Annotated in this window: 15 protein-coding genes; 8 read left to right on the plus strand and 7 right to left on the minus strand. The window is 69.5% G+C overall.

The annotated features are described in order from the left end of the window. Together AB0N27_RS04050 and AB0N27_RS04055 are read right to left on the minus strand one after the other, a co-directional pair. Nucleotides 1-2,076, minus strand: coding sequence for a hydantoinase/oxoprolinase family protein (locus AB0N27_RS04050; RefSeq protein WP_364362875.1), 2,076 nt, complete (start codon nucleotides 2,074-2,076; stop codon nucleotides 1-3). A gap of 9 nt (nucleotides 2,077-2,085) precedes the next feature. Beyond that, a complete protein-coding gene (locus AB0N27_RS04055) occupies nucleotides 2,086-3,285 on the minus strand; it encodes a CoA transferase (protein WP_364362876.1) in 1,200 nt (399 codons plus the stop codon). A 156-nt stretch (nucleotides 3,286-3,441) separates the two neighbouring features. Between AB0N27_RS04055 and AB0N27_RS04060 the strand changes: the two genes are divergently transcribed. Then, entirely contained in the window at nucleotides 3,442-4,179 is a 738-nt protein-coding gene (locus AB0N27_RS04060) for a GntR family transcriptional regulator (RefSeq protein WP_364362877.1), read from the plus strand. Here the strand turns inward: AB0N27_RS04060 and AB0N27_RS04065 are convergent. Continuing rightward, nucleotides 4,148-4,831 (minus strand): SDR family oxidoreductase, encoded by a 684-nt coding sequence (locus tag AB0N27_RS04065; RefSeq protein WP_364362878.1) that lies wholly within the window; start codon nucleotides 4,829-4,831, stop codon nucleotides 4,148-4,150. The genes AB0N27_RS04060 and AB0N27_RS04065 overlap by 32 nt on opposite strands. Before the next feature lie 122 nt (nucleotides 4,832-4,953). Here AB0N27_RS04065 and AB0N27_RS04070 point away from each other — a divergent pair, with 122 nt between their 5' ends. The 4 genes from AB0N27_RS04070 (at nucleotide 4,954) to AB0N27_RS04085 (ending at nucleotide 10,223) form a co-directional block, all read left to right on the plus strand. Continuing rightward, nucleotides 4,954-5,364 (plus strand): hypothetical protein, encoded by a 411-nt coding sequence (locus AB0N27_RS04070; RefSeq protein ID WP_364362879.1) that lies wholly within the window; start codon nucleotides 4,954-4,956, stop codon nucleotides 5,362-5,364. 765 nt (nucleotides 5,365-6,129) lie between these two features. Then, a complete protein-coding gene (locus AB0N27_RS04075; protein ID WP_364362880.1) occupies nucleotides 6,130-6,423 on the plus strand; it encodes a hypothetical protein in 294 nt (97 codons plus the stop codon). A 184-nt stretch (nucleotides 6,424-6,607) separates the two neighbouring features. Continuing rightward, entirely contained in the window at nucleotides 6,608-7,918 is a 1,311-nt protein-coding gene (locus tag AB0N27_RS04080) for a condensation domain-containing protein (protein ID WP_364362881.1), read from the plus strand. Beyond that, entirely contained in the window at nucleotides 7,902-10,223 is a 2,322-nt protein-coding gene (locus tag AB0N27_RS04085) for a non-ribosomal peptide synthetase (RefSeq protein WP_364362882.1), read from the plus strand. The genes AB0N27_RS04080 and AB0N27_RS04085 overlap by 17 nt, the downstream gene beginning before the upstream one ends. A 33-nt stretch (nucleotides 10,224-10,256) precedes the next feature. Here the strand turns inward: AB0N27_RS04085 and AB0N27_RS04090 are convergent, their stop codons facing one another. Both AB0N27_RS04090 and AB0N27_RS04095 read right to left on the minus strand, forming a co-directional pair. Then, nucleotides 10,257-11,417, minus strand: a complete 1,161-nt coding sequence (locus AB0N27_RS04090; protein ID WP_364362883.1) for an aminotransferase class I/II-fold pyridoxal phosphate-dependent enzyme — start codon at nucleotides 11,415-11,417, stop codon at nucleotides 10,257-10,259. Next, on the minus strand, nucleotides 11,414-13,318 hold the full coding sequence (locus tag AB0N27_RS04095) for a radical SAM protein (protein ID WP_364362884.1): 1,905 nt from the start codon (nucleotides 13,316-13,318) through the stop codon (nucleotides 11,414-11,416). Before AB0N27_RS04095 ends, AB0N27_RS04090 begins: the two co-directional genes overlap by 4 nt. A gap of 262 nt (nucleotides 13,319-13,580) precedes the next feature. Between AB0N27_RS04095 and AB0N27_RS04100 the strand changes: the two genes are divergently transcribed. Continuing rightward, entirely contained in the window at nucleotides 13,581-15,164 is a 1,584-nt protein-coding gene (locus AB0N27_RS04100; RefSeq protein ID WP_364362885.1) for a class I adenylate-forming enzyme family protein, read from the plus strand. Between the two features lie 119 nt (nucleotides 15,165-15,283). After that, a complete protein-coding gene (locus AB0N27_RS04105) occupies nucleotides 15,284-16,279 on the plus strand; it encodes an SDR family oxidoreductase (protein WP_364362886.1) in 996 nt (331 codons plus the stop codon). Here AB0N27_RS04105 and AB0N27_RS04110 read toward each other — a convergent pair. Then, nucleotides 16,250-17,518 (minus strand): MFS transporter, encoded by a 1,269-nt coding sequence (locus AB0N27_RS04110; protein ID WP_364362887.1) that lies wholly within the window; start codon nucleotides 17,516-17,518, stop codon nucleotides 16,250-16,252. The genes AB0N27_RS04105 and AB0N27_RS04110 overlap by 30 nt on opposite strands. Nucleotides 17,519-17,551: 33 nt before the next feature. Continuing rightward, nucleotides 17,552-19,603: a hypothetical protein gene (locus AB0N27_RS04115; RefSeq protein ID WP_364362888.1), complete on the minus strand. Its 2,052-nt coding sequence runs from the start codon at nucleotides 19,601-19,603 to the stop codon at nucleotides 17,552-17,554. A gap of 171 nt (nucleotides 19,604-19,774) precedes the next feature. Here AB0N27_RS04115 and AB0N27_RS04120 point away from each other — a divergent pair, with 171 nt between their 5' ends. Further along, nucleotides 19,775-20,089, plus strand: coding sequence for a hypothetical protein (locus AB0N27_RS04120; protein ID WP_364362889.1), 315 nt, complete (start codon nucleotides 19,775-19,777; stop codon nucleotides 20,087-20,089). The last annotated feature ends 61 nt before the right edge of the window (nucleotides 20,090-20,150 follow it).

Below are 20,150 nucleotides of genomic sequence, written 5' to 3' on the forward strand. Positions count from 1 at the left end.
TCAGTTCTCCCGGTGGGTGTCGGCGGGGCGGATGAGGAGGCTGCCGCTCGGGTGCACCGTAGCCGTGTGCCCGGGCAGCACGAGGGTGGTCGAGTCCATCTCGGTGATGATCGCCGGACCGGGCACGACGTTGCCCGCTCGCAGCAGGGCCCGGTCGTAGATTCCGGCTTCCACGTCGGCGCCCTCGACCCAGATGCGGTGGTGTGCCCGCAGTGCGTGGCTCGCGTCGGCGTCACCATGCCCCAGCTCGGGCGCGGCAACCTGGGGCCGGGGACCGTGAGCGGTGGCCCGGACGGTCACCAGCTCGTGTTCGGCATCGAGGACGAAGGAGAACAGTCGTTGGTGATCGGCGTCGAACGCCGACCGCAGGGCCGCGAGCCCACCGCCGGCCCCGTCGAAGGTGTCGATGTCGACTGCCACCGGGATCTCGAAACCCTGTCCGTGGTAGCGCAGGTCGGCGGAGTAGACGACGTGCTGCTCATCCTCGGGGACGCCCTGCTCGCTGAGCGTGGAGCACGCCTTGCTCGCGAGTTCGGTGAGGACCGCGCGAAGGCTCTCGTCGGTCATCTCGTTGAAGCGGCGCACCAATGTCCGCACCGACTCGTCGCGCAGATTGGTCGTCGCGTCGCCGTAGGCGCACAGCACTCCCGGCGACGGCGGGATGATCACCGGCCAGGCCCCGGTCAGCCTGCCGAGAGCGTTGGCGTGCAACGGGCCGGCGCCACCGAAGGCCACCAGCGCGTAGTCGCGCGGGTCGAAGCCCTGCTGTACCGACACCAGCCGCAACGCCCCGAACATGTTCTCGTTGACGATGTCGATGATGCCCGCGGCGGCGGCCTCGACCGACTCCAAGCCGGTGGCGTCGGCGATCGACTTCACCGCCGCTCGCGCCGCCGCACGGTCCAGCGTGATCTCGCCCCCGGCCAGATCGGTGGGCAGGTAGCCGAGCACCACGTTCGCGTCGGTCACCGTCGGTTGCTCACCGCCCGCCGCGTACGCGGCAGGGCCGGGTGCGGCACCTGCCGACTGCGGCCCAACCCGGAGCGCCTGGGTCAGCGGCGGTACGTGGGCGATGGATCCACCGCCGGCACCCACGGTTCGTACGTCGACGGAGGTGGCGCGGACCTTGAGGTCCCCGACTGTGGTCTCCCGACCAACCCGCGGCGTGAGCCCCTGCACCAGGGCGACGTCGGTGGACGTGCCGCCCATGTCGAAGGTCAGGAAGTCCGGGTAGCCGGCCTGCTCCGCCACCCAGGTCGCGCCGGTGACCCCTCCGGCAGGCCCGGACAGCAGCAGGTTCACCGGGTTGTCCGCGGCGACGGCCGCGGAGACCAGGCCACCGTCGCTGCGCAGGATGCACAGCCGGCCATCCACCCCGGACTCGCGCAGCTGCGCCTCGAGGTTGGCCACGTAGCGCGCCACCTGCGGCTGTACGGCCGCGTTCGCGACGGTGGTGATGGTCCGCTCGTACTCGCGAAGCTCCGGCAACACCGAGGACGACAGCGACACCGGTACGCCCGGAAGCTCCTCGGCGGACAGCTCGGCCACCCGGCGCTCGTGCCGCGGGTTGGCGTAGGAGTTGATCAGGCTGACGCTCAACGCCTCGATGCCCTGCGCGCGGAGCTTGCGCAGCTTCGCACGGACGTCAGCCTCGTCGAGTTCGGTCACCACCGCGCCGTCGGCACCGATCCTGCCGACGACCTCCACTGTGTCCTCCAGCGCCGCCAGCGGCTCCGGCTTCGGCCAGATGATCCAGCCGGCCAGGCCACCCGGCACGAAGGAACGGGCGATCTGGAGCACCTGCCGGAAGCCGTCGGTGGTGACCAGCCCAACCCGGGCGCCCTTGCCCTCGAGGATCGCGTTCGTGGCGACAGTGGTGCCGTGGAACACCTCGGTGATCTCCGACATGGGCACGCCGGCGGCCTCGCAGGCCCGCTCGATGCCCCGCAGCACCCCGATGGACTGGTCCTCGGGCGTGGAGGAGGTCTTGGCCCGGTAGGTCTCTCCGGTCGCCTCGTCGATCAGCAGGATGTCGGTGAACGTTCCCCCCACGTCCACGCCGAGTCGGTAGGTCATGGTTCCTCCTCAGATGACGCCGGCAGAACGCAGCGACGCCATCGCGTCGTCGCCGAGCCCCAGCAGGTCGCGATAGATGTCCTCGTTGTGTTCACCGAGCTCGGGGCCGACGTGCCGGACCCGGCCCGGGCTGTCAGAGAGCTTGGGTACGACGTTGTGCATGGCGAACTCCCCGAGACCGGGGTGGGTCAGCCGGACTATCGCCTCGCGCGAGGCGAAGTGCGGGTCTTCGAGCATGTCCCGGGCCCTGAAGATGCGGCCTGCCGGAACGCCTTGGGCGTGCAGCCGTTCGAGTAGATCGTCGGCCGTCAGCGTGGAGCTCCATTCGGCGACCAGGCCGTCCAACTGCTCCATCCACCGGCCCCGGGCGCCGTGGGTGGCGTACTTCTCGTCGGTGGCCAGCTCCGCCTGCCCCATCGCCTCGGCGAGCCGTCGGAAGACCGTGTCCTGGTTCGCCGCGATCAGCACCATCTCGCCGTCGGCCGTCGGGTAGACGTTGCTCGGGGACACGTTCGGAAGGGTCGTACCGGTCCGCTCCCTCTGGTAGCCGGCGATCTGGTACTCGGGGATGAGCGACTCCATCATCGCCAGCACGGCCTCATAGATGGCCGAGTCCACCACCTGGCCTCGACCGGTACGTCCGCGCTGGTGCAGCGCCACCAGGGTGCCCAGGCAGGCGAAGGTCGCCGCCAGCGAATCTCCCAGCGAGACGCCGGCCCGGGCCGGAGGGCGATCGGGGTCGCCGGTCACGTACCGAATTCCGCCCATCGCCTCGCCGATCGATCCGTATCCCGCACGTGACGAGTACGGGCCCGTCTGCCCGAAGCCGGTCACGCGGGTGACGATCAGACCGGGATTGATCTCCCACAGCTGCTCCGGGGCCAACCCCCAGCGCTCCAACGTGCCGGGCCGGAAGTTCTCGATCAACACGTCGGCCCGCGCGATGAGCTGTCGTACCAGATCCTGACCCTGCTCGGTCCGCAGGTTCGCGGTCACGGCCTTCTTGTTCCGCGCCACGACCGGCCACCAGAGCGACTTGCCGTACGGCTTCTCGCGCCCCCACTGCCGCATGGGGTCGCCCTGTCCCGGGTCCTCGACCTTGATCACCTCGGCGCCGAAGTCACCCAGGAGTTGACCGCAGAACGGCCCCGCCAGCAGTTGCCCGAGCTCGATCACCCGGATGTCGTCAAGCGGCAGTGGAGTGCTCATGAGCCCCTCAATCAACGTCTCTTTGCATGCAATTCACAGGTTTGTGACTCTCGTTACAGCATGTTGTGCTGGGAAAGTAGGCCGCTGGGCCTCGGGTGTCAATGCCCTGCGGAGTGATTGCATACAACCTGCGGTGTTGCTACGGTGCCGAGCATCATGAGCGACCACACGCCACCGCGGGAGGCCGACAACGGCCACGCCGCCGACGACGCCTACCGGCTGATCCGGGAACAGATCCTGTCCGGGCAACGGTCGGCCGGCGCGTGGCTCCGCGAGGGCGAGTTGGCCGAGTCGATCGGGGTGAGCCGAACGCCCGTCCGGGAGGCGCTCAGACGGCTGACCGCGGAGGGGCTGGTCCGTCACGAACGCAACCGTGGCGTACAGGTCCAGGCGTGGAGCATCCACGACCTCGACGAGATCTTCAGTCTGCGGGCCGTGCTCGAGCCGTGGGGCTGTCGACTGGCGGCGACCACGGGCACCATCGACGTAGACGCGCTCGACGCGCTGGCCCACCGCATGGACGAGGTAGCGCCAGACGGACGACCGACCGATGTGGACGAGCTCACCGAGCTGAACAACCGGTTCCACCGGATGATCCTCGAGGCGTCCGACAACAGCCGACTGGCCGGCGTCGTCTCATCGGTGATCCAGATGCCGCTCGTCTGGCGTACCTTCTCCCGCTACAGCCCGGACGCTCTGCGCCGCAGCCTGGCTCACCATCACGAACTGGTGGCGGCCCTGGCCGCGCCCGACCCCGACTGGGCGGAGTCGGTCATGCGCAGCCACGTACGCGCCGCATGGCATTCCATCCGGCTGCGAGACGACGGCGACCGGGCGTCCGGCCCGGAACTACCGGACCAGGTCAGCGCGACCGCAGGTCAACCGCCACTTTGATCATCAGGTCGGGTTCGATGATCGCGCGAACGGGCCTCGACACCCTCGACATGGACCAGGGTGCCCCGTGACCGCCGGAGGTCAGAGATAGCGGACTCCGGTCAGTTCCTCGGCCGCCGCCCACAGCCGCCTGCCGACGGCCGGATCGGCGGCCTCCCGGCTGAGCCGGGCCTCGGTGACCCGGCCGCGCGTCTCCCAGAGCTGGACGGGCCGAAGAACCCTCCGAATGGCCGAACCGGCGCGCAACGACTCGGTCGGTCACGGCCGCCATCTCCACCTCGCTCAATGCGGCAGCGGGATACACCGGCGTGTCGATGTATCCGGGGCTGATGGAGTTCACGCGGATGCCGCGCGGGCCGAGTTCCACGGCGAGCGTGCGAGCCAGGTTGTGTGCCGCCGCCTTGGTCGCCGAGTACAGCGTGAGGATGCCGTTGCCCCGGTGCAGGGTCCAGGAGGCGTTGATGACGATGGGACAGCCGCCCAACTGCACCCCTCTGTCGCCACCGAGAGTGCCTGCCGTACGCCGGTCATGATGCGCGGACTCGCCGCCGGGAGGATCAGCAGCCACAGTTGTTCCCACTGAGGTAACCGGATGTCCGTACGGTCGTCGGCGACGTGCGGTTTGGCACGGCCTGCCGCGGTCCGACGCCACGGGTCGGCCAGAGATGCCGATCTACAGGATTCGATCTGAGATGAGCGGGAACTTCGATATGGACCGTACGCCGGGCACCGCCGGTCGGTGCCCGGCGCCACGAACGATCGAGAGTGAAACGCATGACCTTCCCCGCCAGGCTCGTCGGAGCCGCACTCGTCGGGACGCTCGCCGCCGGCGGGTCGGCAGCGGCAGCGGCCACCGCGGCCACCGCGGCCAGTGCGCAGGCTGAACCCTGCGTCGAGCGCATCACCGTGGTGAACAACGCCGCGTTCGTGATGTCCTTCAGCGTCGCGGCGAGCAATGGTCTGGAGACGTCCAACACCGACACCTACCCGATCAACCAGTCGCGGACGATCGATCTCACCACCACCGCGCTGCCGGTGGGCGCCGATGTCCGGCCGGTGGTGGACGCGGTGGCCGGAGCGCAGGGCACGCCGAGCAGCTTCGTGTCGTACTGCCAGAACGGGCAGAGCGCGACCTATTCGGTGACCGGGACGACGTACAACTACTCGGTCACGCTGATCGGCTGACCCAGGCCGTGGAACGTTCGGGGCGTCCGCCGTCGTGGCGGGCGCCCCTGTTCCCCGGCCACCGCCCGCCGACGTGCCTGGAAACGCTTTCGGCAGAGGTCGTCGGGGCCGCCGTTCTGACGCGACACAGCAGGGCCGCCCGGTGACCGCCCACCTCATCGCGGGGTACGAGCGCCAACCGACCGGCGGCCCTCCGACTCCCCACCGAGGGTCACCTTGAGGGAGGTCGGCGATCTGGGAGCGGCTCATCCGGTGTGGCGCTGTCTGCTGGGTCGTTTGAAGATCAGCTTCGGCTCGTGTCCGTTCGGCTTGGGTTGGGTGATCCAACCGGTGACTAGTGCGGGGTCTGCGCCGGCGTCGAGGGCGGCCCGGTACTGGACGAGCTTTGGGTCACAAGCTGCGATCGTGGCCTGTGCTGCGGCCGTCTGTGGCGTTGTGTCCGTTGGTTGGGCGTCGCACATGGCGGTGATCGTTTGGTCGAGGTGCTCTGGCCGGGGCTATCCACTCCTGGACCCGGACCGGGCTTCTACAACCCTCGCCGCCGGCGCAGCGTCTGGGTAACGTCAGCCCCGACACCTACGAGAAGAACCACCAGGAATCCCTTGACACACATCGAAGAGTCCGGCCCGCAGGGGTCATTTCAAGGGTACGTGCGCGCGGGGCCAGGACGGCTCTTGATCTGGTGAAGCAGTTTCTAGCCCGGTGGGTCGCCGGTGGCAGGGCTGCTGGGCTACGCCTTGGGTTGCGCCGCAGCAGCAGGCGCTGATGGCCTTGGCTCACCTGCGCAACGGTGACACCCTCGCCAAACAGGCAGACCGCACCACCTCAACCACTATTCGAGAGGGGCGCTGGACAGTGGAAAACCGTCTCCACTGGGCCCGAGACGTCACCTTCGACGAGGACGACTCCCAGCTCAGAACCGGTACCGCTCCTCGCAACCTGGCCGCCTTCGGCAACCTGGCCCTGAACACCTTCCGCCTCGCCGGACGCGCCAACATCGCCCACGCCCGCCGCGATCTGCACGACCGCGCCGACACCTTCGCCGCCTACGGCATCTAACAAACCATGATCGAACCGGGCATAGAACAACAACGCCAGGGCCGCGAGATCAAGGGCACTTATTCGATCGGATAGGTGCCCTTGATCTTTGTGTGCCTGAGCGGATGACTCGGCAGACGCCGCTCGCTAGGATGCTCATTGTGATCGATGCGCCGGAGGCAACACCGCGAAGCGACCGCTGGCGATGATCGATGACGGCGCCCCGCTCGCCTTCGGCCAGGAGGCGCTGTGGCTGCATCAGCAGGTCAGGCCGTCCAGCAGCGCATACAACGTGCCGGTGGCGTACCGGCTCACCGGACCACTTCGAATCGACCTGCTGCGCACCGCGCTCGAAGTGATCGTCCGCCGCCAGGAAGCGTTGCGGACCGTCTTCCCGGAGGACGAGTCAGAAGAGCCCTTCCAACAGGTGCTCCCGGTCGACGAGCTGTATCTGTCGCACCACGACCTCACGGGTGCCGACGCCCAGGAGGTGCGGGAGGCGGTCGACGACCTCGCGCGAAAGCCGTTCGATCTGCTGGTGGACAGGCCGCTGCGGGCGGCGGTGTTTCGTCTCGGTGACGAGGACCACGTGGTCGTGTTCGTCATGCACCACATCGTGAGCGACGGGTGGTCTCTGCGCATCCTGCTGAACGAGCTGTCCATGGCCTACCAGGCGCTGTGGCGCGGCGCCGATCCGCTGGCGGTCCTGCCGAGGTTGCCGGTGCGGTACACCGACTACGCCTGGTGGCAGCGCGAGTGGCCGCATCCGGCCGAGCTGGACGCCCGGCTGGCGTACTGGGAGGGCGCGCTCGCCGGCGCGCCGACCCTGGACCTGGCGAACGGGCGGCCGCGCTCGCCCCGCCCGTCCTTCGCCGCGGACCGGTTGATAGTCCCGGTCCCCGCCTCCGCGGCCGACAACGCACGGCCCCGGGCCGCGGCGGCGGGCACCTCGCTGTTCGCACTGCTCGCCGCTGCCTTCGCGATGGTTCTGCGGCGGCGCACGGGTGAGTCGGACGTCGCGTTCGGAACCATGCTCGTCGGTCGGGTGGAACCCGAGTTCGAGCCGCTCATCGGATACTTCGTCAATCTCGTCGTGTTGCGCTGTGCCGTGAGCGACGACGCCGCGGTCGAGGCCGTGGCCCGTTCCCTCGGCCCAACCATGCTTGCCGCGATCGACCACGAGGTGCCGTTCTCGTCCCTGGTGAAACGGCTCGCCCCGCGCCGCACCAGCGGGCGGAACCCGATCGTCCAGGTCGCAATGCAGCTGCGGACCGGCGGTAGTGCGCCCGCGACGCTGGACCTGCCCGGTGTCAGCCCGGTGGAACTCGACGTCTACCAGGGCGAGCACACATTCGACCTTATTTGTACGTTCCTCGACACGACGAGCGGACTGGCGATCAGCCTCGAGTACCCCACCGAGGTCTTCGACCACTGTTGGGCGACCGAATTCGCCGACGACCTGATCGAGCTGCTGAACCGACCGGAAGGGGACGCCACAGATGGTGGACCGCGCTGATCCTGTCTATCCCGCACTCTGGACGGCCGGGCCGGGCAGGTCGGCGACCGTTCCCGTCGGGCCGGCGCGCACGGCACCGGGCGACTTCGTGGCCGCGGTGGGGACACTGCTGGCCCGCTACGGCACGATGCCCGCGGAACTGCGGGTCCGGGACGCGGGGGCCGCGTCGTGGCGATCGGTGCCGGTCGCCAGCACCGCCGAGACGATGGGCGGATGTCGGGCCGGCGTACGGGTCGACGACGTACGAGGCCCGGCCGTGGAAGTGGCCGCGGACGACGCCGTGACGTTCCGCTTCGAGCCCGCCGACGACGCCTGGACCACGACGGTACGGACAGCCGCGGCACCCGACGACGAGGAAGCGCCGGCCCGGATCGCCGGTCATGTGAACGCGTTCCTGGCCGCACCGGACGCCGCGCTCGTGAACGACATCGATCATCGTACCGATGCGGAGCGCGACCTGGTCGAGGCGGTGAACCGGACGGCCCAGCCCGTCGTCGCCCCGTTCCTGCTGCATCGCCGCATCGAGCAGGTGGTGGACGCGATGCCGGACGAGCTCGCCCTGGTGCAGGGGGACCTCGCGCTGACCTACGCCGAGCTCGACGGCCGGGCCAACGCGTTGGCCGAGCGGATCACCGCAGCCGGCGTCGGTCGGGGTGACCGGGTGGGCGTGGCCGCGGCCCGCGGCGCGACGCTGGCGGTGGGGATCTACGCGGCGCTGAAGGCCGGCGCGGCCTTCGTGCCGCTGGACCCACTGTTGCCCCCGGCGCGCCAGCAGACACTGCGCCGCCTCGGTCGCGTGGCCCTCGTCGTCGCGGAGGCGGGTCACGACGTGACGGCGGACGGTTCGGCGCCCGTTCTGACTCTGGACCCGGTCGAGCGGATGCCGAGCGCGTCGCGGCCGGCGCCGGTGCCGGTGGACGGTGCCGACCTGGCGTATGCGATCTTCACGTCGGGCACCACGGGCGAACCCAACGCGGCGCTGCTCGACCACGCCGGCCGGGTGAACTCTCTCGACGACCTCAATCACCGGATCGGCCTCGGCCCCGGCGACCGCGTGCTCGCGGTCTCGGCGCCGAGCTTCGACATGTCGATCCAGGACACCGTCGGCACGCTCATGACCGGCGCCGCCATCGTGTTCCCGGAGCGTGGGCGAGAGAACGATGTCGGGCACTGGGCGGATCTCGCCGAGCGGCAGCGCGCGACGGTGCTCCAGTGCGTCCCGACCGCGCTGACGCTGTTCCTCACCGCGTGGGGAACCGGTCGCCAAGGCGCGTTGCGGATCTTCCTGGTCGGCGGAGACTGGTTGCCGCTGACCCAGCCGGACGCGGCGCGGCGGGCGTTTCCCGGGGCGCGCTTCATCAGCATGGGCGGCGCCACGGAGGTGTCCGTCTACAGCACGACCTACGAGGTCGGAACGGTCGACCCGGCCTGGCGATCCATCCCGTACGGCCGGCCCATGGTCAACCAGACCGCCTACGTCCTCGACTCCGCGGGCCGTCCGGCGGCCGTCGACCAGGTGGGGGAGCTGTATTTCGGCGGCATCGGGGTGGGTTGGGGCTATCAGGACCGACCGTTGCTGACGGCCGCCAAGTTCCTCCCGGACCCGTTCCGGGCGGAACCGGGTGCCCGGATGTACCGCACCGGCGACCTGGCGCGGCTGCGTGCCGACGGCGAGCTGGAGCTCATCGGACGGGTCGACCAGCAGGTCAAGATCGGCGGACTCCGGGTCGAGCCGGGTGAGATCGAGGCGCGGCTGCGCGAGCACGCCGGCGTACGCGAGGCGGTCGTGGTGCCGTTGCGCGACGACGGGGGCCGCGCCCGGTCGCTGGCGGCGTTCCTGGTGCCGGCGGAGCCGGACGTCGAGCCCGAGGGGCTGATCCGTGACGCCCGCCGTCACCTGAGTTCCTGCCTGCCCGCGGCGATGGTGCCCGCACGCATGGAGGTGCGAGCGGAGCTGCCGGTCAACGCGAACGGCAAGGTCGCCCGCCGGCAGTTGGCCGAGTCCGCGGCCCGGCAGGGGCCGGCCCCACAGGTGGATGACGAGCTGCTCGCCGTCGTGGGCAACGCCTGGCGGGAGGTGCTGGGCCTCCCGGCCTTGCCGGCGACCGACGACTCGTTCGTCGCGCTGGGAGGCAGTTCGCTGGCTGCCATGCAGGTGGTCAGCCGGCTGAATCGTCAGCTGGTCGCGGACATCAAGGTGGCCGACCTGCTGGCCGCGGACACCGTGGCGCGGGTCGCGAACGTGGTGGCCGCCCACCAGGGCCGAGCCGCCCGCCCGCCCGTGAAGCGGCGCGCAACGGGCTAGGAGGCGGGCGGCCGGTCCTCCCCGGCCAACGGGTCACGGCAGACTTGTTACGGCCTCGTTCAGGCGGCGCAGGATCTCGGTGAGGACCTTCGGCTCCGTGGCGAAGTTGAGCCGCACGTGCCCGCGTCCCTCCGGTCCGAAGTCGCTGCCCCGGAACAGCATGACGCGGGCCTCGCGGGCGAAGAACGCGGCCGGGTCGTCGCCGAGACCGGCCGGGCGGCAGTCGATCCAGGACAGGAAGGTGGCTTCGGGCAACCGGTGCACAAGCGGGGAGGGGAGATCCCGGTGGACCTGCCGCCGGTTGCAAGCGATGACCCCGAGGACGCTGTCGAGCCAATCGTCCCCGGAGCTCCACGCCGCCTTGAGCGCGGTCATGGCCAGCACGCTGACCTGCCCGAAGAGGATGCCGCGATGGGCGTCGACGGCCTCGCGGACCCGCGGGACGCCGATATGGGCGACGGCGCAGCGGATCCCGCCCAGGTTGAAGGCCTTGCTGCCCGAGGTGAGCGTGACGGTGTGTGCCGCCGCCTCCGGCGACAGCGAGGCGAACGGAACGTGACGGCCGCCCTCGTGAACCAGGTCGGCGTGGACCTCGTCGGAGATCACCAGTAGGTCGTGCTCGACAGCGAGATCGGCCAGCCACTTCAGTTCGGCGCGACGAAACACGCGTCCGGTCGGGTTGTGCGGGTTCACCAGGAGCAGCGCGCGGGCGCCGCGCCGGACCTCGTCGGCGACCCGGTCCAGGTTCAGCTGCCAGTCGCCGTCGCGGTGGACCACCGGTACGAGGCGCGGCGGCCGGCCGAGCCGGGCCAGCACGTCGGCGAAGGGCGGGCAGGCGGGGGAGTGCAGCACCACCGGATCGCCCGGCGTGGTGCCCAGGTGGAGCACGACCTGCATCGCCTGGTTGATGTCGGTGAACGTGCGGACGTGGGTCGGGTCCGCGGCCCAGTCGAACCGGCGGCGCATGCGGTCGGCGAAGGTATGCCCGAGCGGGCCGCCGTCCGACTCGTCGTATCCGGTGGCGTAGCCGAGGTCGGTGTCGACGCGGTGCAGCAGGGCGTCGCGCACGGCCGGGGCCACCGGGAAATCCATGTCGGCGATCCACGCGGGCAGGACCCCGTCGTCGACGGCCGCCCACTTTTCCCCGTCCCGCCGCCGCAGCGCCGCCAGATCGATCGGGTCGGATCTCGTCACAAGCTCACCTCGTACCGATCAAGTGGAGTCGCCGTGTTGTCGTTGCGTGCCGTGCCCCATTGGCGCGTCGTCTCGGTGTGGATGTACCACAGGTCGTCCTCGGTCAGCGCGGTGGAGACCACGCCGGGGAACGCCTCCTCGAAGTAGATGTAGGGCGGGCGGTTGTCGATGTGTGGCGAGTGGTAGTCCAGCTTGTCGGTCATGCCGTGCAACCTGGTGATCGGTGTGGCGGGGTGGTAGGTGAGGATGTTCGGACTGGCCACATCGATGAGACCGTCGGCGACCAGGCCCGCCACCCCGGTGATGGTCTCCTCGATGCTGGCCCGCGTCTCGCCGTCGAGGCCGAACAGGACCGCCGAGCCCACCCGCAGACCGGCTGACTTCACCAGCACCGCGGCCTCGCGGACCTTCGTGGCCCAGCCTCGTCCCTCGACGCGTCGCAGATTCTTGTGAATGTTGTCCATCACCTGGTCGGACAAGCTCTCGATGCCGATGTAGACGTAGCTGCACCCGACTTCCCGCATCGCTGCCAGGACCTGGCGGGACCTGTCCGCCGCGTTCAGGGCGGCGAGGACGTCCACCGTCAGCTGTGCGCCCCACTCCAGCCTCCGCAGCCGATCGATGTCGGCGGCGGCGGGCAGGCTGCGGCGGTGGCGCTCCGGGAGCGCGTCCGCCGGCGCGGAGCGCAGCTCGCGCAGTTCGGCGCAAAAGTCGAGAATGTCGCGGTATGTCCCGCTCCAGAATATTGAGTCGTCGAAGAACATCGCCTCCGCGCCGTAGCCGACGTACTCGACGACCCGGTCGACGCCCGCACTGGTCCTGCGGAACTTCTTCAGGCCGCCGGCCAGGTTCGCCGTCTCCGAACAGAAGTTGCACTGGTAGGGGCAGGCGTTGGAGATCATGATGTGGGCGGTCCGCCGGATGTCACCGGTGCACGGGTCGACGAAGATGGGGAAGCGGGAGCGGATCGCGAAGCCCTCGTAGGGTGCCGGGAGCGCGGCCAGGTCGATCTGCGTACCGTGCTGTGGATAGGCGACCGTGTGGGCCGGCGTCATCAGCGTGATCAGGGACCGCCCGGGTGCCGTCCCCCACGCGGCGAGCATCTCCTCGAGCGAGCCGCGTACGGCCTCCGGGTCGACCGCGCCGGTGTCCAGATCAACAGTGGACGCGATGGCCCGCATCAGCAGGTCGAGAGAGTGGTAGGACTCCCCGGAGATCGTGGCGTCCACGACGTGTGGCACCTCGCCGGCCCGCATCACCGCCAGGGTGCTGCTCGCGGCCACCGTCAGTGTCTCGCTGCGCGGCGCGCAGGTGATGGTCTCGTCGACGTGTCGGCCCCCGAGCACGACGAACACGCCGGGTGCCTCCGCCTTGGCCATCTCGGCGATCTCGAGCGCGTAGCGGTGAGCGGGGGAGACGCTGGAGATGAGGACCACCGATGGTCGCGTCTGGCGGACGAGGTCCCGCCAGCGCCGCTTGGCGTTCTGGTCCCAGACGCGCGGGTCGAAGACCGTCTCGTCGGTGTTCGGATCGTCGCCGTAGGGGCGGTAGCCATCGTGGCTGACGGCGTTGCGGTAGGCGGGGTCCGGAAATCTGGTCCAGCGCGGCGCGAGGTCGTTGTAGTGCTTCGCCTGGTCCAGGGGCACCGCGTCGTGGACAGCGTTGTGCACGGCCACCGACAGAGCCGCGTACAGGCACATCGGGTCACCGGGGTAGGTGATTTCACCCTCCGCCTGAGTCATGACCGGCGCGAGCACCGAGAGCACCGGAAACCAGCGATGGGTACGCCGGCCGGTCGTCAGCTGCTCGGCGAGCCGAGCCCGGCGTTCGGTCAGTAGCTGGGCGAAACCTGGCGAGAGGCCGGTACGCGGGATCCGTCGGACGTCTGTCGCGTCTGGCATTGAGAATTCTCCCTATCGCCGCCCCCGTTTCCTCCTGATCGGTGCCAGGTTTCAGGAGGCATGCTGATCGAGGATATAGACTGTCGCCGTGGTACAGCGACCCAGCGAAGCCGGCTTGGTCGCGTTGTTGCCGAGACCGTCGACGCGGCCACCGACCATCCACCGTCGACAATGGTCGCCGCTCGGTTGCCGTCGTAGCAGTCCGTCACGACCAAGATCGTTTTGGCGTCCGGTCAGGACGCTTCGTGCTATAACATCGATCATGATAAGTGAGACGCCAGAGTTCGGCGCGTCGACGGCGGACTTCCTGGGGGCCCATACGTACAAGGGGGTTCCCTGGTCCCAGGCGCTGATCCCGCGGCCTTCGTTGATCGAACGTGTGGCAGAACAGGCGGAAGTGCGGCGAGACGCGCCCGCGATCACCGTGCTTCGACCTGATGGCGACGAGTCATGCTCCTACGCCGAACTATGGGCCCGGGTGTCGGCCGGGCAGCGTGAGCTTGCCGGATCTCGCGTCGGAACCGGCGACATCTGTGGAATCCACGTCAGCAACTCGATAGAGAGTGTCGTTTCCATCCTCTCGGTCATCGCGGCCGGCGGTGCGGCACTCCTGGTCGACGCGAACGAGCCGGAGGTGCGCGCGAACGAGATAATCGCGAGCGCGGCAACGGTCGACCTGAGGCTTGGCAACGGCCGGAAACGGATTCGTCCGCCACGCGTCGGTGACGAAGAGCCGGCCATGCATCGACCGTGCGTGATGGTATGCACGACAGGGTCGACAGCGGCTTCCAAGGTGGTCATCCAGGCCGAGTACTCGATCGTGATCAACGCGTTGGCCGTCGCACGCCACCACAGGATGACGCACGTTGACGTCGTCGCATGTCCGTTGCCGATCTCGCATGTCAACGGCCTCGAATTCGGACTGTTCGCGACCTTGTTGCGCGGAGCGCACTGCCTCTTGTACGGAGAATTCGACCCGTTCCACTTCATCTCCACCCTTCATCGCCAGGAGGCGACGCTCGCAACGACGGTTCCGCCGCTTCTGCGTGCGCTGTCGAGCATTCGGGATTGGCCCAGCCTCGAACGTCTGCGCTACTTCGTGTCGGCGGCTGCGCCTCTGCCGTCGGAGGTCCTGGAGGGCATCCATGAGCGAGGCAAGTGCGCCGTTCAGGGCTACGGACTTTCCGAAACCATGAACTTCTCGACCGTGATGCCCTACGCGAGCCGTGGGGGTGTGCTGCACGGTTGTGAGTTCGGCGCCAGTTCTCCGCATATTCCGTCGGTCGGATCGGCGATACACGGGAACGAGATCGCGATTCGATCCAACGGAGCTTTCGTGCCCGCGGGGGAGGTCGGAGAGGTCGTCGTTCGCGGGCACTCGGTGATGTCGGGCTACGCGGACAACCCTGCCGCGACCGAAGAAGCCTTCGCCGGCGGTTGGTTCCATACCGGCGACCTGGGGCTCGTCGAGCCAAGTTCGCGGTACCCAGGGCATTCGCTCTTGTACCTCACCGGGAGAATCAAGAACGTGGTCAAGTGCGCCGGCGCCTCGATCTCACTGGATGAACTCGACCGCGTCGTCCTGAGCGTCGTCGGGGTCGACGACGCATGTGCGGCTGCCCGGCCCGACGTGCATCGCGGCGAGGCCGTGACGGTGTTCTACGTGACTCGAGCGGATCATGAGCTGAACCAGCAACTCGTCAGAGATGCCTGCGCACGGGTCGCTTCCCCGTCTCTGCTGGGGTTGCGAATCGTGCGGCTACCAGCCATACCCCGGCTGCGCTCGGGAAAGCCGGACCGGAGGCAGCTCGCGTCGCAAGCGGCCGCGAACGTGGGTTCGCGGTGACTCAGGACGGGGATGACAGCAGCCTGGTTGGGCTTGTGTCCCGATACCGTCGATCGGCGGCGGAACTCCGTCCGCCGGGCCGTTGTGGCGCAGGGAACGGCAAGCTGTTGCTCACGGGTGTGTCCGGATTCTTCGGGCGCAGCTTGCTGAAGCAGATTACGACAGCCATGCCCGATCAGGAGATCTACTGTTTGGTACGCGACGTCACCCCCAGGATCGGCGCCACCGGCCAGGTCCAGTCGTTGGTGGGAGACTTGTCGCTGCCATTTCTGGGCCTCTCGGCGCGGAAGTGGGGGGAGCTGGGCCGGGAGGTGGCCACCATCGTGCATGCGGGGGCGTTGGTGAACCACTCCCTTCCGTTCGAGCGGCTGGTCGACGCGAACGTCTCGGGGACTCTCGCGCTCCTGCGCCTGGCCGGCGAATCTCGCAGCAAGCGCATGCACTTCATATCTTCAGTGGCAGTTCTCGGTCGGAGCAGGGCAGGGAGCTACGCCGAAAAGCTGCCATTCCAACCTCCGTCCGGCGGTTACGCTCAATCGAAATGGTTGGCGGAATCCCTGATCGAGATCTGCCAGACGGCGGGGTTCTCCGTCAGTACGTACCGGGTGGGTGGTCTGGGCCCCGACACGGAGACCGGCGAGGTGAATCTCAAGGACTGGCGGTGGCTCACCATGCGAGCCGGCCTCGAATCCGGGTGCTGGCCGGCCGGCCGTGGCGGTCCACGATGGCTGCCAGTCGATGTGGCGGCCAGAATGGTGGCGAATGTCGTCGCGCATGATTCCGATCCGGCCGCCCGTTATGGCCTTCTGGCGCCGGCCAGCCCGACCTGGGATGCGGTCTTCGAGGAGCTGGTCCGTCTCGGTTACGACCTGGACAAGGTTGACCGTGAGACGTGGTTCGACACGATGCGGGATCGTGCCAGGGTTCGCGACGAGACGTCGATGAGAGTCCTCGCGCTGAGGTTGCCACACCAGCCCGAGACCGAGAACGGCGGCGATGTGGAGCCTGTGGGAGGTGTGCCTTCGCAGTCGTGGAATGTGGCGAACCTCCCGATGACGATTCGCTGGGCCACTGAGCGCGGCTTCCTACGAGCTCCGGGCGGTCGAAACCGGTGAGTCGGCCAGCCCCGCACGAGCCGGTTCGTCCAGCTCGGGCCAGCCGTGCAGGTTTCCGTGGCGGTCCTGCCGCAACGACCGGATCCGGGGGACCAGGAGCACGGCGACCACCGAGAGGCATACGCACGCCGCGCCCAGCAGCAGTACCTCGGTTTCGCCGATCCGGCCGCTCAGCGGACCGACCGCCACGAAACCCAGCGGCGCGACGGTGAAGGACACCAGCCAGTCGTACGAGCTCACCCGGGAGAGCACTTCCTCGGGGATGAGGCGCTGAATGGCTGTCAGCCAGACGTTGTTCACGAACGAGACTCCGGCCATCGCAGCCACGGCTGCGGCCACGCTCACCAGGATCGGCGAGGGGCCGATCAGGGCCGCGAGCTGGAGAGCGGTCAGCGCCAGGCCCAGGTGGGCGACGGTCAGCGGGTGCCGGGGACGCCAGCGCAGCGAGAGCGCCCCACCGGCCAGCGCGCCGACCGCCATGCTGGTGCTGATCAAACCCCAGGCGGACGCGCCGCCGGCCTGCCGGTCCAGGATGACCGGACCGAGCACCATGAAGGCACAGTATCCGAGGTTCCAGATCGCGTGACAGCACAGGGCGATCCAGTACCAGGAGCGCGAGGCCATCTCGCGCCAGCCCACCGCCAGGTCAGTGAAGAAGCTGGTGCGTCCACGAGGCCGGCTGGGCGGCAGTTTGAGCAGGCCGACGGCGACGGCGCTGACCAGGAAGGTGACGGCGTCCAGCAGATAGACCCAGCCGACTGCGGTCGTGGCTACGAGGATGCCCGCCACCAGCGGCCCGAGAATCTCGGCGGTGCTGCGGGAAATGCCCATCAACGCGTTGGCCTGCTGCAGGCGTGGTGAGCTGACCGTCTGGGGGACCATCCCGGTGAAAGCGGGCTTGCCGATCGCGGCCGCCGCGCCGTAGCAGACCGCGGCACCCGTCAGTACCGCGACGTTCGGTCGACCGGCGAGGAGAAGAACGCCGACGCCTGCCTGGATGACCAGCAGGAAGGTGTCGCTGCCCACGAGCAGTAACCGGCGGGACATCCGGTCGGCGAGCGTGCCGCCGAGCATCAGCAGTACCACCTTGGCCACGGTGGAGGCGGCCAGCACGGTGCCGATGTCGGACGCCGAGCCGCCCACCGACAGCACCGCGAAGGCGAGGGTGACGGGCATCAGCGCGTCGCCGAACGACGACGTCGTCCGTCCGATCCAGAGCATGCGGAAGGGCCGCTCCACGAGCGCCCCAAGGCGGTTGGTCGCGTTCACGCACTAGGCCCCCAGCCAGATCGCGCGCGTGAAGCAGCGGACCGCTCCGTCGACGGCGACGAGGACATAGATGTTGTGCATGTCGGGAATCGTCCGTTCCCGTTCGCTCTCTCCGGCCAGCTCCACCGTGTGGCCGGCGCCGGCGGCCAGCTCGACCGACTCGATTCCGTCGAGCCGGCACCGCAGCAGATCCTGCCTGCGGAAGGCGGCGCCGACCGTCACGGCGACGGCCCGGTCCGCCGAGGCGGTGACCTCGACGCCGAGGCGGAACCGCTCCCCACGGGCCACCTCGACGGGGGCGGTGATCCCGACCGTCGCGTCGAACTCCGCCGCACCGCAGAAGACCTCGCCGCAGCGGGAGCAGACCAGGTAGCACAACCGGGGACCGGTGCCCGCGGCCGGGATGATGTCGTGACGGACGGCGGTGACGTCCATGCAGAAGAGACACCGCTCCGCGTCGTCGGCCGTCCGCAGCACCTGCCAGGGCTCCGGCCAGCCGCCGTAGGAGTGGTAGAAGGAGCGAGCTACGACGGTCAGCTCCTGCTCGATCGCGGCGTGCTGCACGGCGAACAGTCCCGCGCGGGCTGACGCGTACGCCTCCGCCGCCTCTCGGGCCGCGCCCAGATGCTCGGCCGCGGCGCGCTGCTCCACCGCCGTCCGCGCTGCCTGGTCGAGCGCGTCCAGCTGGTCGCCGTCGACCCGCATGCCGATCTCGGGGAGCTCGCGCAGCCGCTGTGACCACGGCCGGAACCTGTCCCGCCAGGACACGTCGAGTGGCCCCGGCGCGGGCGCGACCGGGCCGATCGACCGCCCGTACGCCTCGGTCAGGGCCCAACTGGTCGTGCCGTCCGCCCGGCTCACCACCACGGGGCCGCCGGGGCGCAGCGGAAGCAGGCCGGTCCCGTCCAGCAGTGTCGCCGCGGGGCCGGCGGGGATCTCCGTCGTCCCGTCGGCCGACGCCGTCACGCGGACGGCCGTGGCGCCGGGCATCGGCGCCAGACCGGCGTCGCCGTAGAGAACCAGTCGGCCCAGGCCCGTCGGGTCCACCGCGATCGCCTGGTTGACCTCGGCCAGCGCCGTGCCGAGCGGCAGGCCGGCGCGGAGCAGCCCCCGCAGCAGCGGCGCCGCCCAGGAACTGCCGCCACGGGTGCCTACGGCACAGATCACGGCGAGGGAGGAGCCGGCGAGCATGGTCAGCGGGACCGACACGTCGGTGCGCACCGCGCCATCGCCGCTGGCGGCGATGCGGCAGGCGTCGAACACCACGAAGGCCGCGTGAACGTCCGTGGCGCGCAGATTGTCGCTGATCTTGTAGCCGAACCTGCAGCACTGTTGGCTCTGCTGACAGGCGGTGAGATGCCCCGACCAGCGGCCGGGCCGGACCGGCTCGACGGGCAGCAGAGCCTGTTCGTCGAGTCGGCCGCAGATCATCCCGTCCAGCAGGTTTATCGAGCAGTTCTTGGCGTGCCCGCGGCCGGTGAGGATGGCGACGCCGCTTCGCGTGGCCGCCCGCAGCCCCGCCGTCGTGATGTCGAGCCCGGTCAGCCGGTCCGGCCCGTCGACCTCGGTGACCGTGTCGAAGGAGAGGTCGGCCGACCTGGCGGCCACGGTCGGCCCGTGGAGAAGCGTTCGGGCGGCGAGCCCGCTGGCCGTGGCCGGGTCCCGGGCCACGAACAGGCCGAGTCGGGAATGGGTTGGCAGCGCGGCGAGCACCGCCGAGGTCACGCCGTCGACGGCACCCACCAGGGTGACCGGGACGTCCGTACTGAGCCGGACCGCCTCGGCGAGGGTGGCGCGCCGCATCGGCCGCCCCGATCCGCGGGCCAGCACCTGGCCGACGGGTTCGAAGTCGTCGTCGGTCACCAGCACCACGCCCTGCCAGGCGCGCGGGCCCGGCATCGCGGTCGCCGGCTCGGAGACCACCGCGGATGGCGCGTCCGGCGGAGCCAGGACCGGAACGAGCGCGAGGTCGGGCTCCACCCGCTGCGCGAGCGCGGCGTAGGACTGCGGATCGGTGACCGTCGTGATCCGGCCGCCGTTGGGCGACGTGGTCACGTCAAGATGGCGTTCATCGGCGGAGAACCCTTCTTTCAGTCCTGCGGTGCCGGTCAAGGGTAGGTCAAGGCCGGCGAGGACCTTGCGTCCCATCGATGCGTACACGTATCGTAAATCGCCCGTGGACGGCTTGATCGTCGACATCGGGCAGTGCAAAGACCGGGGGATCCTTTGCTCGTCGAGCCCGCCCATGGCAACGACAGCGTCCACCATGGAGTGGGCAGCCAACACGAGCATGCCGTCGCGCTGATCCACCGCGCGCTCGACGTCATGATGCGCGAGGCCGATCGCAGCGACCCGCTCGTGGAGAGCCTGGTCGCGCTGACCGAGGCCATCGAGCAGCTGGCCCACGTCGCTCTGGTCTCGGACGGACTGTCCGACGAGAAGCGTGTGAAGGCGTTGCGGGACGCGATCGACTGCGCGCGTGCCGCGACCGTCGCGGCCCGGTTCGGCATGACCGCCGGGACTGGCCACCACTCACCCTGAGAAGATGTCGCGCAGGTCGTGGGTGGGTGTGCGCCCGCTGACGCCGGCGTCGGTGCGGGCC

The organism is Micromonospora sp. NPDC093244 (genome assembly GCF_040683695.1).
GTDB lineage: Bacteria > Actinomycetota > Actinomycetes > Mycobacteriales > Micromonosporaceae > Micromonospora.

Bases quoted from the DNA above. Each gene is read 5' to 3' on its own strand.
- AB0N27_RS04050 (WP_364362875.1), bottom strand. From the start codon at position 2,076: ATGACCTACCGACTCGGCGTGGACGTGGGGGGAACGTTCACCGACATC.
- AB0N27_RS04055 (WP_364362876.1), bottom strand. From the start codon at position 3,285: ATGAGCACTCCACTGCCGCTTGACGACATCCGGGTGATCGAGCTCGGG.
- AB0N27_RS04060 (WP_364362877.1), top strand. From the start codon at position 3,442: ATGAGCGACCACACGCCACCGCGGGAGGCCGACAACGGCCACGCCGCC.
- AB0N27_RS04070 (WP_364362879.1), top strand. From the start codon at position 4,954: ATGACCTTCCCCGCCAGGCTCGTCGGAGCCGCACTCGTCGGGACGCTC.
- AB0N27_RS04075 (WP_364362880.1), top strand. From the start codon at position 6,130: ATGGCCTTGGCTCACCTGCGCAACGGTGACACCCTCGCCAAACAGGCA.
- AB0N27_RS04080 (WP_364362881.1), top strand. From the start codon at position 6,608: ATGATCGATGACGGCGCCCCGCTCGCCTTCGGCCAGGAGGCGCTGTGG.
- AB0N27_RS04085 (WP_364362882.1), top strand. From the start codon at position 7,902: ATGGTGGACCGCGCTGATCCTGTCTATCCCGCACTCTGGACGGCCGGG.
- AB0N27_RS04095 (WP_364362884.1), bottom strand. From the start codon at position 13,318: ATGCCAGACGCGACAGACGTCCGACGGATCCCGCGTACCGGCCTCTCG.
- AB0N27_RS04100 (WP_364362885.1), top strand. From the start codon at position 13,581: ATGATAAGTGAGACGCCAGAGTTCGGCGCGTCGACGGCGGACTTCCTG.